Source organism: Bacillus sp. ISL-46 (genome assembly GCF_018613205.1).
This window is the reverse complement of the sequence record NZ_JAGGQR010000009.1, coordinates 62,207-78,229: the sequence shown is the minus strand read 5'-3', so window position 1 is coordinate 78,229 and position 16,023 is coordinate 62,207. Positions and strand designations below refer to the sequence as shown.

At 38.9% G+C, this 16,023-nt stretch carries 17 protein-coding genes and 1 pseudogene; 2 read left to right on the top strand and 16 right to left on the bottom strand.

Translation table 11 applies throughout. From position 1 onward, the window contains the following. Positions 1 to 86 precede the first annotated feature (86 nt). From J7E67_RS03690 to J7E67_RS03680, 3 genes and pseudogenes are all read right to left on the bottom strand, one after another. Positions 87 to 512 (bottom strand): hypothetical protein, encoded by a 426-nt coding sequence (locus J7E67_RS03690; protein WP_214731023.1) that lies wholly within the window; start codon positions 510 to 512, stop codon positions 87 to 89. 43 nt (positions 513 to 555) lie between these two features. Then, positions 556 to 1,818: pseudogene (locus J7E67_RS03685) on the bottom strand (replicative DNA helicase). Then, positions 1,818 to 2,819: a DnaD domain protein gene (locus J7E67_RS03680; RefSeq protein WP_251026550.1), complete on the bottom strand. Its 1,002-nt coding sequence runs from the start codon at positions 2,817 to 2,819 to the stop codon at positions 1,818 to 1,820. Before J7E67_RS03680 ends, J7E67_RS03685 begins: the two are co-directional and overlap by 1 nt. A gap of 409 nt (positions 2,820 to 3,228) precedes the next feature. Here J7E67_RS03680 and J7E67_RS03675 point away from each other — a divergent pair, with 409 nt between their 5' ends. Then, positions 3,229 to 3,486 (top strand): hypothetical protein, encoded by a 258-nt coding sequence (locus J7E67_RS03675; protein WP_214711675.1) that lies wholly within the window; start codon positions 3,229 to 3,231, stop codon positions 3,484 to 3,486. Between the two features lie 324 nt (positions 3,487 to 3,810). Here J7E67_RS03675 and J7E67_RS03670 read toward each other — a convergent pair whose 3' ends face one another. The 3 genes from J7E67_RS03670 to J7E67_RS03655 all read right to left on the bottom strand — a co-directional run bounded on the left by J7E67_RS03670 (position 3,811) and on the right by J7E67_RS03655 (position 5,859). Next, on the bottom strand, positions 3,811 to 4,017 hold the full coding sequence (locus J7E67_RS03670) for a GH32 C-terminal domain-containing protein (RefSeq protein WP_214711677.1): 207 nt from the start codon (positions 4,015 to 4,017) through the stop codon (positions 3,811 to 3,813). A 186-nt stretch (positions 4,018 to 4,203) separates the two neighbouring features. Then, positions 4,204 to 5,472 carry an ATP-binding protein gene (locus J7E67_RS03660; protein WP_214711679.1) on the bottom strand — a complete coding sequence of 423 codons (1,269 nt, stop codon included), beginning with the start codon at positions 5,470 to 5,472 and terminating at the stop codon, positions 4,204 to 4,206. A 225-nt stretch (positions 5,473 to 5,697) separates the two neighbouring features. Further along, positions 5,698 to 5,859, bottom strand: a complete 162-nt coding sequence (locus tag J7E67_RS03655; RefSeq protein ID WP_214711681.1) for a hypothetical protein — start codon at positions 5,857 to 5,859, stop codon at positions 5,698 to 5,700. 453 nt (positions 5,860 to 6,312) lie between these two features. Here J7E67_RS03655 and J7E67_RS03650 point away from each other — a divergent pair, with 453 nt between their 5' ends. Next, positions 6,313 to 6,786, top strand: coding sequence for a hypothetical protein (locus J7E67_RS03650; protein WP_214711683.1), 474 nt, complete (start codon positions 6,313 to 6,315; stop codon positions 6,784 to 6,786). 260 nt (positions 6,787 to 7,046) lie between these two features. On the opposite strand, the gene J7E67_RS03645 is transcribed toward J7E67_RS03650, so the two are convergent. The 10 genes from J7E67_RS03645 to hisD (J7E67_RS03610) all read right to left on the bottom strand — a co-directional run bounded on the left by J7E67_RS03645 (position 7,047) and on the right by hisD (J7E67_RS03610) (position 16,005). Continuing rightward, positions 7,047 to 7,214: a hypothetical protein gene (locus J7E67_RS03645; protein WP_214711685.1), complete on the bottom strand. Its 168-nt coding sequence runs from the start codon at positions 7,212 to 7,214 to the stop codon at positions 7,047 to 7,049. A gap of 45 nt (positions 7,215 to 7,259) precedes the next feature. Beyond that, complete coding sequence (locus J7E67_RS32230) at positions 7,260 to 7,382, bottom strand: hypothetical protein (RefSeq protein ID WP_374197136.1); 123 nt, start codon at positions 7,380 to 7,382, stop codon at positions 7,260 to 7,262. Positions 7,383 to 8,276: 894 nt separating this feature from the next. After that, positions 8,277 to 9,041, bottom strand: a complete 765-nt coding sequence (locus J7E67_RS03640; protein ID WP_214711687.1) for an HpcH/HpaI aldolase family protein — start codon at positions 9,039 to 9,041, stop codon at positions 8,277 to 8,279. A gap of 78 nt (positions 9,042 to 9,119) precedes the next feature. Next, positions 9,120 to 9,821, bottom strand: a complete 702-nt coding sequence (locus J7E67_RS03635; protein WP_214711689.1) for an alpha/beta fold hydrolase — start codon at positions 9,819 to 9,821, stop codon at positions 9,120 to 9,122. Continuing rightward, on the bottom strand, positions 9,814 to 9,939 hold the full coding sequence (locus J7E67_RS31745; RefSeq protein WP_285290445.1) for a hypothetical protein: 126 nt from the start codon (positions 9,937 to 9,939) through the stop codon (positions 9,814 to 9,816). Before J7E67_RS31745 ends, J7E67_RS03635 begins: the two co-directional genes overlap by 8 nt. Before the next feature lie 18 nt (positions 9,940 to 9,957). Then, complete coding sequence (locus tag J7E67_RS03630; RefSeq protein ID WP_214711691.1) at positions 9,958 to 10,719, bottom strand: SDR family NAD(P)-dependent oxidoreductase; 762 nt, start codon at positions 10,717 to 10,719, stop codon at positions 9,958 to 9,960. Positions 10,720 to 10,874: 155 nt separating this feature from the next. Then, positions 10,875 to 11,981: a cupin domain-containing protein gene (locus tag J7E67_RS03625; RefSeq protein ID WP_214711693.1), complete on the bottom strand. Its 1,107-nt coding sequence runs from the start codon at positions 11,979 to 11,981 to the stop codon at positions 10,875 to 10,877. A 119-nt stretch (positions 11,982 to 12,100) separates the two neighbouring features. After that, complete coding sequence (hisD, locus tag J7E67_RS03620; protein ID WP_214711695.1) at positions 12,101 to 13,390, bottom strand: histidinol dehydrogenase; 1,290 nt, start codon at positions 13,388 to 13,390, stop codon at positions 12,101 to 12,103. 217 nt (positions 13,391 to 13,607) lie between these two features. Continuing rightward, the gene (locus J7E67_RS03615; RefSeq protein ID WP_214731021.1) at positions 13,608 to 14,654 is read right to left on the bottom strand and encodes a LacI family DNA-binding transcriptional regulator; all 1,047 of its coding nucleotides are present in this window, start codon (positions 14,652 to 14,654) and stop codon (positions 13,608 to 13,610) included. A gap of 97 nt (positions 14,655 to 14,751) precedes the next feature. After that, positions 14,752 to 16,005 carry a histidinol dehydrogenase gene (hisD, locus tag J7E67_RS03610; RefSeq protein ID WP_214711699.1) on the bottom strand — a complete coding sequence of 418 codons (1,254 nt, stop codon included), beginning with the start codon at positions 16,003 to 16,005 and terminating at the stop codon, positions 14,752 to 14,754. Positions 16,006 to 16,023 lie beyond the last annotated feature (18 nt).

Genomic DNA, 16,023 nt, shown 5'->3' with positions numbered 1-16,023 from the left:
GGAGAAGTGCAAAGCTTGTTGAAGCTCAGTTTGACGGTTCCGATCGGACCATCCTAGATGTGGGTTTGTTCCCTTCTCTCTCACTTTCATATCTCCCTCTTAAAATACCCCGCTATTGCTGGAAAACTCATGAATTTCTTCCTCAAATCCCGAAACGAAATTACATCATTTCCTCTAGCGAGCCGGTAATCTAGCGAATTTTCGTGACAATTCAATGGGTTTTGATGAAATGTTTCTGTATAGAATTGGATGGCTTCTTTGTGGCTGCCAGCAAAGATAAAGACAAAATCCTTCTGGTTCATCTTCAGTGAGTAGATGCCACCTTTATGAATACCTAATACATTGTTTTGAACCAATTCCCTTACTTTCTGATGGTCGGCTTGTTCTAAGTCTATCTTGGATATGTCGTCATCTAATGAAATTTTCTGCTCTGCTAGTAAATGATAGATGCAATGGGCCAATGAGGATTCTTCATAACGGAAACAATCCATGTAAAGATCTTTCACAATCATGTGATCACACCTCGATTTAAGATTTTTTTCGGCTAAATATAGGTTATACAATGGTAGGACTCGATTCCTTCTGGTCCTCAATCCTTCCTGTATGCTCGTTGTAATTGACAGCGATGCTTCCAACTGGACCATTTCTGTTTTTCGAGACAATGATTTCAAGGGAATGATTGTCCGTTTCCTTGTCATAATACGCTTCACGATATAAGAACAAAATGACATCCGCATCCTGCTCCACACTGCCCGATTCCCGAATATCAGACATCATCGGCCGTTTATTGGCTCTTGATTCCACCGATCGATTGAGCTGCGCTAAACAAATGACGGGGCAATCAAAATCCTTCGCCATTGTTTTAAGGGATTTGGATATTTCCGTTACTTGTAAATGGGAATTTCCACCGTAAAATTGTCCAGAATGGATTAGTGTTAAGTAGTCGATAAAAAGGATTGGTTTCTTGTATGGAAATTGATTGATCATTTTTCGCGTTTTCGTTCTCATTTCGGCAATGGTTTGTCCCGCCCCATCAAAAATTTACATATGGGTTTCCGGGAGATCACCAATCACATCCGACCATTTATTCTTTTGATTTTCAGTTAGCATTCTTTTTGGATCCCGCATTTTTGCACGGTTAAAGCCTCCAGTCGAAGCCATTAATCGGGAAGTGATCAGCTTTTCAGGCATTTCTAAGGAAAATACGAGTGGCAGGAACCCGGCCCAACCCGACATTTTCGCAAAATGAAGCATCACATCGGTTTTTCCCATCGATGGTCTTGCTGCTAGAATCGTAACTTCCCCGCCCTGAAAGCCTCCCGTCACTTCGTCGAGCTCTTTGATACCCATTGTTGCACTTTTCAACGATATTCGATCTTCCCATGGTGCCTCATAGATATCTACCAATTCTTGTTGTAAGGACGTGTGATCCTCCATTTTCATTTGGTTAATTTTATCCATTTCGGCAATGACTTTCGCAATCTCCCAATCATTCATGGCTGCAAGCGTCAAGATGTTTCTCTTTTCACGTTCCTTCCATAGATCGAGAATGAGCTTCTCCGTACCGTCAAATTTCTCCAGTTCCGCGTATGATAACAGCTCCGATAGGTAAGACATTCCACCTAATGAATTGAGGTCTGGTAAGGTTGTCCATGTGATTAAATCAACATTCTTCCCCGCCCGTTTTAACTCCACCATTCTTCGCATGATTTCTTTATGCCGTGTACTTTCTAGCTGTTCAGGTTGAATGATGGTATCTTGGAGTAAGTACTCCGCCTTCATCAAGCTTCCTAAGAACGCTTTTTCCACGATACTCATCACTCTTCACCTGCCGTAAGGTCAAGTTTAAATCCACCTGGAATCGCTCTTCCGGTAGGAAACGATTCGGTTGATTGCCTATGCTTTGGTGCGGAATTTTGACTCTCATAAAAGGAATCAATTTCTTCTACGGTCAGTAAGGAGTCATTTACCCAGTTTTTCAGAATCCCAACCACATAACTCAGCTTTCGCTTGTTATTGGCACAAGCAATATTCATCGCTTTTAATATCACATCTTTCGGTTGTAAAAAGATAGAATCATCTAACCAAGATAATAACTGTTGTTTGGCATTCACGTTCGAAAAACCAAATCCATTGTTGTCCCAACACTCAATAATTTCTTTTACATCTACATCTTTTTGATTATTTTCTGTGTCTGGATTTTTCTCTATATTTGGATTAAAAGCTTCTTGTTGTTGTTGTTTTTCTTTTTTATTATCTTTTTTATTTTCTTCTTCTTTTTGCCCTCTTGTCGTATCACGATGCGTCAACGTATCGTCAAGCTCTCCACATTCAGGTTCTAGATATGTATCATTTTCATCTTGGCTGCTAACTTCCTTGCCGAAAACCAGCTCTTCTTGTTCACAAAATGATTCAAATAGACTGCGAATTTCCTGTTTTTGAATCGCCTTCGAAACATATTGAATCAGTGTTAGATCCTCCACATCCTTTAACTCGGAAGATATACAATCCATGAACGGTTTCCCGCCTTTATCCAGGTTATATTTCCCCCAGTTCTTGATCGCCAGTTCTCTCGTTTCAGGATTGTAACGAATCAGCTTGTGATGCACGATGAATCGCTCCATTAACGAGTGAACACTCTCAATCGAATAACCCAAATCAAAAGCCATTTGTTTTTTGGTAATCTTATAGATTCCAATTTGGGTCGTATGTGGATTGGTAAGAAGATACAGGTAAAAGTATTTGTCCTCAGGAGTCATCTCCTCAGAAACAACCGGATTCTTCCAAAAATCAGTACGTACCATTCGATATTTTGCCATCTTCAACCACTGACTTTCTTCTAATAAAACTCCTTCATATTTGATATAGAAATAAATGAAGAAAAAGGTCATATGATTTTCATTAGAATGTGAATATTTTATGACACCTTTTCATCACCTTGTCCTTTGCGAGGGATTTAGGTGAAAGCCCGCATCCTTTGCACTTCTACGATATCGAGATTGGCGGGGTAAAGCGAATCGCCAATTTTCAAATTTGAGGGCATTTTTTGAGCGTAAACGTCAAAAAACGCCTTCAAATTTGATTTTTGAAGGCGTTTTTTGCAATTTTGGTTATTTTTTACCCTTTTTTTTGTGAAGGCGTTTATTTAAACTTTCTTAGGTTATAGAAAGAACTGTCCCCTGTTGCTTCTAAAATATTGGACCAAAAATTAATTGTTAACCTTTGTTTATGTCCAATCCAAACAATGAATTTTTTGGACCACAAGCACCGTTAGGAATAGCCTTATTTTCGGCCTCGTTCTTTATCGGGTCCGTCCTTCATGCCTTACTGATTGAGTACATTACGAAATGGTTCGACCAATCAAATGGCAAGCTGAAACTTGCCTACCTAAGCTTTGCAATTCTCTCCATACCTGCCATCCTAATACTAGTATTTATGTTTATCGAGATTTTTACCGAAATGCTGCCAAAAATAATAAACAACTGATTTATCGGTTCCCTGAACTCCAAGAAGATTGATAAACTAGCTTAAATACTTATAAATAGCTTCCTTAACTGTTAATTTAGATTCTTGATTAATGTATTTCCGGTTTGCTGCTGACGGTAGTGGTGAATAAATAGTTTCCTAGTTCTTCCAGAGTTAACCATTTCTGCGTTGTTTTTGATTGGCTTCATGGTTTTGCTCTTTTTACCGTTAGGAATTAGTTGATTTTTGGTGTAAACCTACTGCATTCACACTTCCAACAGTCAAAAACAAAGCTCTAATCATCTTTAATCGATTAGAGCTCTATCTTTATTTCAAAAAAAGTATTTACTTCCACACAGAACCTAGCTTCCATGATTCAATGCTATCTACACAAACCTTGCCGCCTTCTGTAAATAGGTTAAACTGCTTGCTAGTATCCTCTGGGAATATCCGATTGGTAATGACCTGCTCCCCATCGTTAACAAATAGCTTAATGGATGTAGTATCCATAAACATTCGCAGATTAATGGTGCCATCTTTCTTCACTACCATTGATGCTTTGCTAATTCCTTTTTCACCGCAGCCAATATGTTCTTTAAATCGATGATAAAGTCTTCAAAAATACTTACTTCTATAAAGATAAACACTTCAACTGTCTCAGTACGGTTATCTACGATCCAATACCCTTTAACTCCTGTCGGTTCATATACTTTTATTTTTAGCTAACGCTCATGTTTGTCAGTTAATGGCGATGATATTTTTACAATTATGGAGAGGGAACCGAATGGTAAACGTGGTTCCTTTTCCTTTTTGGCTTTGGACGGTGATTTTTCCATGAAGCGAGTCGATAATGCGATAGCTCACCATGAGTCCTATGCCGGTTCCTTTTTCTTTCAGGGAATAAAATGGTTGTCCAAGACGTTTCACTTCGTCTTCATTCATCCCCACTCCCTCATCTTGGATTTGGATCATCACATGCTGTGACTCCTGTTTCACGCAAATGGAAACCGCACCACCTTGAGGCATCGCTTCGATGCCATTTTTGATGATATTGAGGAAGGCTTGTTTCATTTTTGGGGGATGACCCAATATCGCACACTCTTGCTCCGGAAGTCGGACGTCTATGCTTACTTTTCGTTCTAAAGCATAGGAGTAGAGAATCTTGACGACTGTTTGTATTTTTTGGCAAACATCGACGGACTCTTTCGTATCCGCTTCTGGCTTGGCAAACGAAAGATATTCGGTAATGACGTCATTCGTTCGATCCACTTCTTCTATACAAATTTGAACATACCTTTTATACGTCTCTGAAATTGGCGATTGTAGAAGTAACTGGAGAAATCCTCGATTGGTCTGCATGGGATTTCGAACTTCATGAGCAAAGGAACTGGCCAATTCTCCGAGTATCTTATATTTTTCCGCCTGTTGAGCTTCCATGTGTAACTGGGCATTTTCCCTTAAGGTTTCAATCAAAAAGACGGTTACGATGGTGGCAACACATATCGCTAAAATTTCCTGAAGTGTGTGGGTAAAAAAATCCATCTCTTGAAAATCCACGAGGAAGAAGATCAAGGACATCCCCGATGTTATCATCCAAGCCAGTTTCATTCGACCTGCTCGATCCTGTTGGATGAAACGTGGATATGCTAAAAAAAACATGGGTAAGAAGAAAAGGACTTCGTATGCCGTTGAATAAAAACCTGCCCCCCCGAAATACCAACGATACAACAATAAGATGATCGTGAGAACAATACCTGTTGCGTATCCACCTCCATAAAATATACCTATCATAAGAGCTACAAACCGTAGGTCATTTCGCTCGTTTACATCCGAATAGATCGGGAAGGACATGCACAATACTAACGTAATCGTTGCCAAGAAACTGAAAATTAATTTTTGACGTTTCGTTTCGATGAATTGATGACGATTGGTTAAATACATAGAATAAAAAAAGACAGGGATCAAAATAATCAATACTTGTAAGAGCAAGTTTTTAGTATGTTCCATACAGGTTACCTCATTGTTAAGATCATTCTAGTATAAAAGAAAACCGAATATAAAAACAGAAGAAAAAAATGGGTTCTGGTGCAAAAAACTCAAAACAATCGCAATTAATCTCTAATGCTTGGACATACTGATACTATGACTCTAAAAGGGTGTGATCAGGACGCCAGAGGGGCGGTTCTCACTTTCCCTTCAAATTTAGCATCTACTACTCCATAATGTGCCAGTTCATAATTCGTTTTTGTGCTGTGCTGTGCTGTTCTGTTCATATCTCTCTAAAATGGTTAGTTCCCCAGACTTATATCTAATATCCTGATATATCGCAAAAGCCATAACAATAATGATTATTCCTAGAACAAGGATATATATTGCTAACACACGATTAAACATCGACACTACACCTTTTCGCCTATGGATTCCCCTGGTTTAATTTCCACATAATTTATCCTTCTACACCAAAACTTCTTACTTAAATTGAATAAGAAAAAACACCTAAAATGGCAGCTAGATCTTCAACTTTTGCATCCTATAGTTTAAGTACAATTTTTCACAAGGTTCGTATTAAATGGACTTATTTTAAACGCTATTATTACATCACCAAAAAAGTGCCTTCAATCCAAATGGGCGAGGCACTGTGAGTGTTACCTACTCACTGTTCTAAGATTTATAAGGGATTTTCGATGATTTTATTATTCCTCAGGTACAAATGTAACCATATCAATCAAAAATGGATAACCTTTATCGTCTTTATCTAACCGAATCTACTCCTTCCCCGCTATCATATGAAGGAAATGACTGGTTATACTAAAGAGGACGAATTGACTCAGAAAGGGGGAAAACGCTGTGATACGGAACCTGGTAGCCTTTTTTCTGTTTGCCGTCCTCTCTTTCGCCGGCGGTCTCCAAACAGACGGCCAAGCCCCGCCCGACCCCATCCAGATGGGGATGGAAGAGGGATATTATGAGGGAATCCGTTCGGGGCTAGAAGACCGACATAATTTCCGGATTTCCCGTGCCTGGCAGCAAATGCCACAATCTCGGCTGTTCATGGACAACAAGAAGGAAATCGTCCTGCCCCTCATGAAAATAGGGCTTCTCAAGCAGGTGTATCTCTCTTTTTCTTCCGGGAAGAAATTCTACTCATACCTTCATGCCCACCCGGAATTGACGGCGGAACAGGCGGCCCGACGGATACTCGGGCAGAGGTTTGTACGGGCGTACGAAAGAAGCTTCCGGAAAGGCTATGAGAGATCCCTCACGGCCCCGCCTGAAGAGGCGGCAAACTATGCGGCCTTTTTGAAGGCGAAAAGCAGATAAGGGGAAAACAAAAAGGGCAATCTCATACTGAGGACATAACTTCTGCATCAAAATAAAACTCAAAATCATTGCGATAACGATGATCCTAGGAATTTCCAAGCATATAAAAGGACATTGGAAGTAATAACAAACGACCTGTTGGGTCGCTTTAAATCGTAATCACGCTATATCATTTTGTAGTTGACTAAGTTCTTATAAATCCAGGTTGGCGGGGCTGCGTGGGAATCGAACCCACCAGACCTGGGGGGCCACTTTACGTGCTAATCACGTCTAAATGATTTATCAGCTGTAATATCGTTAAATGGCAGAATCAGTTTTTTCACCTTATCAAGGCTCATCGAATCTATTTCCTGTACTAATCGTGGAATGGACTGCTCTGGATAACCGTAATCACGAAGTAATTTTTCCTTTTCTTCATTATGTACCATGTATTGACACCTCCAAAATCTTTTTAGAATTAAACTTTGATATAGTTACCAAATAAAGTGACTGTATATCCAATTTGCCAATAATGATACAAGACCGAATGCAATATTCATCCATGCCAAAATAAACGCTGTTATATGGTCTTTTTTCTGTTTAGCTTTTTTGTACATTTTTGCAAGTTTGAATAGTCTTAAAAAAATAAAACATATTTGCATGGTACTGTCCAAAAATTTTAAGATGTTTCACTTGAAAATGACCATTTTTACCTAAAATGTTTTCTATTAAGGCTTCTGTTTCATTTTAGAGGTGCAGAAATCTTACTTTGAGAAATTGATCTATGTACTCCTCCACCTAATTAATACTTTTTGCCACTTTCTTATAAATATTCCTTATGTCTCTTATATCTGGGATTTTATTATCTAGTTGAACCTTTAAGAATCCCAACTACAGTATGCCATCTCAAAATGTTTAAGGATGATATAGAAAATCCCCTTTTATCAAAAAAACACAGTTTGGTGCGACCGTGTTTCCTTTGACTAAAAATAGTCATTTCATTACCAATCCTCCATTTACATTCAGACATTGACCAGTATTTTTGAGTGATTTTTAGGTTATTTTTGTGTGAAGGCGTTTATCTAGTCATACTTCCTAGGGGAAATATGGAATTTTTGATTCGCAACTAATAGTATTTAAAAACCTTTAAATCATGCGAACATACATTTTTTTTTTACAAAGCAGGGAAATTCCTTAATGCCTAATTTACTATCGAACTTAGATTGGATTTACCTGCTTTAACGACTCATCTATTTTTGTACATAATTTACTTATTCAGAATGGAAAAATAAATCGTCGCCTTTTAAACCAAAAAGATTGCAGAGCCAAGTTACATAGTTAAACGTGGATAACCACTTTTCATTTACACCAGGTAATATATTGAATTTATTGCATCTGCCTAGACAATCCTATTTCTTTTCAAAAATTTGTTTATTTAGCTCAGAGAAATACATTTTTTTGTATTAACCCCTTCAATGTGTCTTTAACTAATACTAGTAATTCTCCATCTTTCATCTGCTATTCTTAGTTTCATTTACTACTTGGTCGAAAGCGTTAATGATTACCGAGTGTCCTGTAATCCCTACATAACAGGCTCCCATTTCGAAACTTTTCGCTGCTCCTGCTGAGTTTGCTGCTACGGTTCCGACCTTAAATCCATGCTCATTGGCGATTCTAAACAACTCATGGATTGACTGTTTTACTTCAGGATGATTTGCTCCCTCTGCCTTAAATCCCATACTGACTGATAAATCAGTGGATCCAATAAATGCCATGTCTATACCTGGCACACTCATAATTTCCTTAAAGTTGTTCACAGCCTCTGGTGTTTCAATATGAACACTGACTAGGAGATTCTCATCAGCTTCTATAAAATAGGATTCACCACCATCCCTTCCAAAACGTGCTGCCCGGATGGCAAAAGCGGCTCCCCTTTGTCCATGCGGCGGAAATTTAGCTCTTTTCACCACCCGCTCCGCATCTTCTTTTGTATTAACCATAGGTACCTGAATACCTTTTGCTCCTCGATCCAATGCCTTTTGAATGCTTGATGGATCATAAGAAACCCTGATAATTGGGACTAATTTAACCAACTCTGCAGCCCTTACCATGTTTTCAATTTCCGAATGACTAAACGCCCCATGTTCATCATCAATTACGACAAAATCATATCCAGAATATCCAATCATCTCGATCAGTGAGGGTGAGTAAATTCCAAGAAAAACACCCAGTACTTTTTCTCCATTCCTGATCTTTTCCTTCACTTTGTTAATCACTTTATTCACTCCTTTAATCAATATTGTTAATACGGAAATTTCTGATTTATTGGTGTTGTATTACGATTTTTACTCTACCTAACTAAGCAGCCAGTCACGTAAAACTGTTGTAACCTCCTTTGGCCGTTCCATCGTACTTAAGTGACCACAATTTTCAATAACTGCGAGTTCTGCATTAGGAATGACAGAAGCAAGATATTCATGCATCCCAATGGGACAAAGTTCATCCTGGTCTCCAAGAATAACAAGTGTTGGAGATTTAATTGAGGATAAATGCTCCCTTACATCCGGACGAGTCATAAGCGCGTTCATTTGTCTGCTCATGGCATTAGGTCCGATGTCTTCAGCCATTTGTATAATGGTTTTAACTAAATTATCGTCCTTCTGTCTATTAGGATGGATTAAAACAGGCAGCAAATACTTTTCGGTAATTTCCAAAAATCGTCCGTTATTTGCCATGGCAATAAAATTTTCCCAGCCCGCGATCTGTTCTGAGCGTGGAGGGGTAGGATTTGTATCCAGCAAAGCTAATCTCTTGACCCTTTCAGGGGCTTGGCGCATTATTTCCAACGCAACAATCCCGCCCATAGACAGACCAGCAAGGCAAAATTCCGATGGGGCTTCTCTTAATATCGATTCCGCCATCCCTTGGATTGTATCGTTCTGTGTCAAATCGCCAACTTGGATATTCGCCACATCTGACAATTGTTCTATTTGATATTTCCAAAGACTTTCCGTGCACAGTGTCCCTGGAAGCAAAATTAAATCTTCTTTACTCATCATTATCCCTTTCTTGAATATGTATTTTATCTTTTGAAAGTAATAAAAGAATCAGCAAGAATCTCCCCGAAGCAATTCTTTGAAAATAATATTTTAATAAAATCGTCTGAATCAGCATTGGAACCTCCTCAGCTTCTTAAATAGCTGTCCATCCTCCATCAACTCGAATGGTCTCTCCCGTTATAAAATCTGACATTTCAGAAGCCAAAAATAGAACCGATCCTGTGACATCAGAAGGGCGGGCCATTTTCCCCAGCGGAATCCTGCTTATCACATCTTGATAAAAATCTTGATCCTCAAACATTTTTTTTGTAAAATCGGTCTCGATAAACGTTGGGGCAACTGCATTAACCTTTATATTATAAGGAGCCCATTCAACCGCTAATGCTTTCGTAAGCTGAACTGCCCCACCTTTACTAGAACAATAGGACGCTCGTTTAACATATCCAACAAAAGCCATTTGTGAAACAATATTAATAATTTTTCCTTTTCTTTGGGAAACCATATATTTCCCGACCTGTTGGGAACAAAAGAACACTCCTTTCAAATTAGTGTCCAGTACCCGATCCCAATCCTCTTCTGTCACTTCAAGCGCGGGTTTCGGAATATTTATTCCTGCATTATTGACAAGAACATCAAGGCCTTTCATCCGAGAGTATGCTTCATCAACCATTAAATAGATACTCTTAATATCTTGCATATCACAAACAATATAGGAACAATCGGAATTATATACTTTTAATTGATCAGCTGTTTCCTTAAGGGATGATTCTTCCCTCCCGGTAATGATGACGGTTGCTCCTAGTTTGGCAAAAGAATGGGCAATTTCCTTTCCGATTCCTTTATTTCCACCGGTAACAATCACCTTTTGACTCTTCAGGTCTGTAAAATGGTCCACTTTCTTCCCTCCACTTATATCTGCTTGCTATCTCATAAATAAAAGTATTGATATGGAACATGGAAAACTTTTAGTCTTTGAAAAAATCGTAACCCTCAAGCTGTTCTGAAACAGAAAACTTGGGGTTACGACCATTTCATTTTATTATTACTTATCTATAATTCTAGCAACCTATTGTTTTCATCCAGATATAAGCCGGTTTTCCTAGCAGCGCTTACCACTTCAGGTGCCCACTCAAGCTTTGGACGATCGTCCCCGCTGTTGATAATAAAGAGGAATCCTGTTTCCTTTCCTACACTTTCAATACGACGAAAAACATCCCTTGGAATAGACATGATATCCTTAGCTTTTAGCACGACTTCTCCGTCTTCTCCACTTTCTCCCAAAGAAACTTTCCATTCACCACTTTGAACGAAAACAACTTGCTTACCTGGTTGTTTGAAAGTATGGAATCCATTGCCGGGTTCAGCTTCCACTAACTCTAGGCTAAATGAATGTTTATAATTTAGGATTGTTGGACGATCAATGGCCTCCGCCATTCCCGGTCCAATCAACCCGTAGCTATTTTTGTTTCCTTTAGGAATTCGGCAATCCAAGTATGAAACTTCGTGAGGCACTCGTTTTTGGAAGCGAAAAATCTGTTTGCTCATTTCTTCTACGTTTATTTTCGGAACATTAGCCAGTTCTTCATCGTTTATAGGCACTACTACCTTTGCATCTGCTGGAACTTCCTGTCCAGCTGTCGTATCAATTAATCGTCCATCCTCCAATAAAACTAGTCCGTATCCTTCAGCAGCTCGCAGCACTTGAGGAGCCCATGTAACTTTCCCAGGATTATCTTCACCTAAAATGCAATACAAGAAACCATCGTCAGAGCCAATATTTTCAAATGCCCGGAAAATCTTAGTAGGAATGGAGAAAACGTCTCCCTCTTTTAAGATCGCCTCTCCTTCTGTCCCATCATTACCCCAGAAAAAGCGCCATGTCCCCTTAGCAACTATAAAAACCTCTGCAGTTAAGTGAGAATGAAGCGAGTTTTTTATTCCGTGCGGCATACCAGCCGCACCAAAGTTAAATCCATGTGCTTCCTCTAAATTGATAAACCTGTTTCTGCTTTCTGAAACACCAGGACCGATAATGGTATAGTTTTCTTTTCTGTCCGAACCAGGAGTTTTCGCATCTATAAAAGCGGTTCGGTCAGCGACCAAATCTTCGAAACGAATCACTCTCTTTTTAAATTGTTCTTTGGTTATAGTTATCAAAATATTTTTTCCTCCTTTTATAAGTAAAATGTTGTTATACTTCATTTCTCTGGGTAAAAATCGAACCCTCTAATGGTATTTGAATGTATTTCAATCCTATCCGGATTTTTAAACAAGGATTAACTTGTCACTGTTTTCTTGCCATACCGTTTAACGCGGAGTAAAGCTTGCTCACGATGGCCCATAAAGTTTTCTAATTCACATAATCTAGCGGCGTATTCACCAATAAAGGCACTCGCTTCTGGAGTACATTTTTGATAAGTACATGTCTTAATGAATTTTCCAACCCAAAGTCCTCCTGTGTAACGTGCAGCCCCCTTCGTTGGCAGGGTATGGTTTGTTCCAATCACTTTATCTCCATACGCAACATTCGTTTCTGGTCCTAAAAATAATGCACCGAAATTTTTCAGATTTTCTAAGAAATAGTCAGAATTTTCAGTTAGTATTTCTACATGTTCAAATGCTAATTTATCCGCTTCTTCTACAGCCTCTTCCAGTGTGTCAACAACAATAACGATTCCGTTTTCTTCCCAAGCAACCCTTGCTACGTCAGCAGTTGGCAGGACTTTTAATTGCCGCTCTATTTCAATTAAGGTTTCCTTTGCAATCCTGGCAGAGGTGGTAATTAAAGCTCCTGGGGAAGTCGGGCCATGTTCGGCTTGACCAAGAATATCACAGGCGATCATTTCAGGGTCAGCTTTGTCATCAGCGATTACTAAGGTTTCAGTTGGTCCTGCTAGCAAATCAATGCCTACAATTCCGAAAAGTTGCCGTTTTGCTTCAGCCACAAAGGCATTTCCAGGGCCGACAATCATATCTACCGGTACGATTGTTTCTGTACCAATCGCCATAGCAGCTAATGCCTGAACTCCGCCAAGGATATAAATTTCATCTGCTCCTGCCAGTGACATGGCAGCAATCGTTGCAGCTGGAATTTCTCCATTAATGGGGGGCGTACATGCGATCACCCGTTTTACTCCTGCAACTTTTGCAGTTAAAACGCTCATATGTGCCGAAGCAACCATCGGATACCTTCCTCCAGGGATATAGCATCCGACACTATTGATTGGGATATTTTTATGACCCAATGTTATTCCAGGTAATGTTTCCACTTCAATATCTCTAATCGATGATTTTTGGACCTCAGCAAATCTTTTTACTTGAGCCTGTGCAAATTTAATATCATTAATCGTTTCCTCAGGTACAGAATTAATAATTTCCTTAACTTGTTCCTGAGAGAGTTTAAAACTCTCTGGAGACCATTTGTCTAATTGTTTAGAAAACTCCCTTACAGCACTATCACCATTTTTCTTAACCTCTTCTATCATGGACTTCACCGTTTGGTAAACCTGCTCCTCTGACTGAGCTAGTTCTTCAACCGATTTTCCAACCTTTATAAACTGTGCCATCCGCATACACTCCTATTAAAATATCAAAATTATATTTGTTCTTTTCATTCAATCATCATTTTTTACATTAAGCTTTCGCCTAAAATTTCCAGATTAAATGATAGTATGAGGGCATGAATAGAAACGGTTGTAAGCAACTTTAGTCTCTATCCCTGCCCTTGTCTTTAAAAGATTTAGACCTAACATAACGAATCAAGAAATTTAAGGGTCGGGATTATTAAAAAATGGAAACAGGACCTGTGGTCTTTCGAATAATGAGTTCGGGTGCTAATTCAATTTGAATAGATTTCTCCATCACTTCATTTCCCTCAATTAATAGAAGCAGATTTTCCAATGCTAGAGTAGCCATGGTAACGATATTTTGAGAAACAGTAGTTAGACTGATTAAATGGTTGGCAGAAAAATTTATATTATCGTAACCTATGATAGAAAGATCTTCCGGCATTCTAAGACCTTGCTTAGCTGCAGCATCCATTATCGCTAATGCGATTTGATCAGAACCAGCAAAAATGGCAGTTGGCCTATTGTGAGTAAAGAGACGTGTAATAACAAAAGTGATAATTTCTTGGAAAGTCAATTCACCTTTATAAACCAAACTTTCATTATATGGAATATTATATTTTTTTAATGCATTAACATAACCTATGTGCCGCTGATAAAGATTCAAAAATCGATCAGGTCCGGAGACAAATGCGATTCTTTGATGACCGAGATTGATGAGGTGTTCTGTCGCTAAATAAGCACCTCTTTCATTATTTAGCACAACAAAATTGGCATGCTCATAATCATCCACCGGGCTATTATATAAAATAATAGGAAAACCAGATTGATATAGTTCATTGATTTTTTTATTAGACCGATTAATTGAACCAATAATAATCCCATCCACTCTTTTTCCAATAAAAGTCTGAATGGCTTGATCCAGATTATCATTTTGATAATCAGTGTAGCTTATGATGACATCATAATTTTGGTCATTGGCTCTTTTCATAATAATGCTAGATGTCTCAGCGTAAAATGGATTTGTAATATCACCAATGATTAAGCCGATTGTCCTTGTCTTCTTTTCCGCTAAGCTCCTGGCAATCTCATCCCGTGTAAAATTAAGTTCCTTAATGGCAGATAGAACCTTTTTTTTCGTATCTTCCTTAATATGTGGATAATTATTTAATACCCGCGAAACTGTTGATTGGGAAACACCAGCTTTTCTTGCGACATCATATGCATTAATACTATGTTTCATTTCTACCTTCACATTAATCATTACCCCTTTTGAATCCGCATTCATATATTTACCCGATTGATTAATTCATGATGTAGTAACATAGTAAAAAAATTTATTTAGCTGTTGGTACTCCATCCTAGGCTAAACGTATGGCAGCCGAGAGACGATGTCCCTCAAGACCTTCAATATCTGATTGTTTAGCAGCATGTGATGCTAAGTAATGTACACCATCCCCAATAATCTGTTGATGGGTCAATACCTTAACATAACTTCCTACCCACAGCCCTCCCGTATATCGGGCAGCTCTATTCGTTGGCAATGTATGGTTAGTTCCAGAAACCTTATCGGAAAATACAACTGAACTATCAGAATCTATAAAAAGTGAACCGTAATTATGAAGCTGCTCCATCAGAAGTCTACTATCTCTTACATGTAAATGCAGATGTTCGATCGCATAATCATTACAAATTTTAATTCCTTCTTGTAAAGACTCTGCATAGATAATTTCTCCCAAATTGGACCATGATTCATGCGCTGGGGAACTTGGAGAAAACTCTTGAAGCAAATGTTCAATTTCGTCCACGGTTTGTTTAGCCAGGTTACGAGAGGTTGTAACGAAAATGGCTCTTGCAAATGGATCATGTTCCGCCTGGGCCAAGAGGTCAGCAGCACATTTTTTTGGATTTGCTGAATCATCTGCAAAAACCATTACCTCGCTTGGACCAGCAATAAGATCTATCCCTACTTTTCCGAATACTTGACGTTTGGCCTCTGCAACAAATCGGTTTCCTGGGCCAGCTATGATATCCACTTCAGGGACTGATTCTGTTCCATAAGCCATGGCAGCAATAGCTTGGGCTCCCCCAATGGCAAATATATCGGTTGCACCTGATTTCACGAGCCCGTAAAGGACGGCAGGGTGGATACCCCCATTAAAATTTGCCGGACTGCATGCAACGATTTGTTTAGCTCCAGCTACTTTTGCAGGTGCAACAACCATCGGACCAGATGACAATAGCGGGAATCTCCCCCCTGGTACATAGGCTCCAATCTTTTCAATTGGAATAATACGATGACCCATTTGGATCCCTGGCCCAAATTCTCTTTCAAGTGGCATTAGACACTCAAGCTGCGCCTGAGAAAATGCCGAAATTCGGTCCACAACCCGGTCAATTAATTCTTTTACTTCATCTGATAGCGTATTGATGCATCTTTCAATTTCCTCATCGTTTACTCTTAACGGACGATCCGATTGACTAAAACGTTTTTCGTATTCTTTAACACCAGCATCGCCATCAGATTTAACAACTTCAATAATTTCTTTTACTGTTTGTTCAACATCATTAGAAAATGTCTGTTCATATAATTTTGCCTTTTTTAAGTATTCCAACTTACTTCCTCCTTTTTT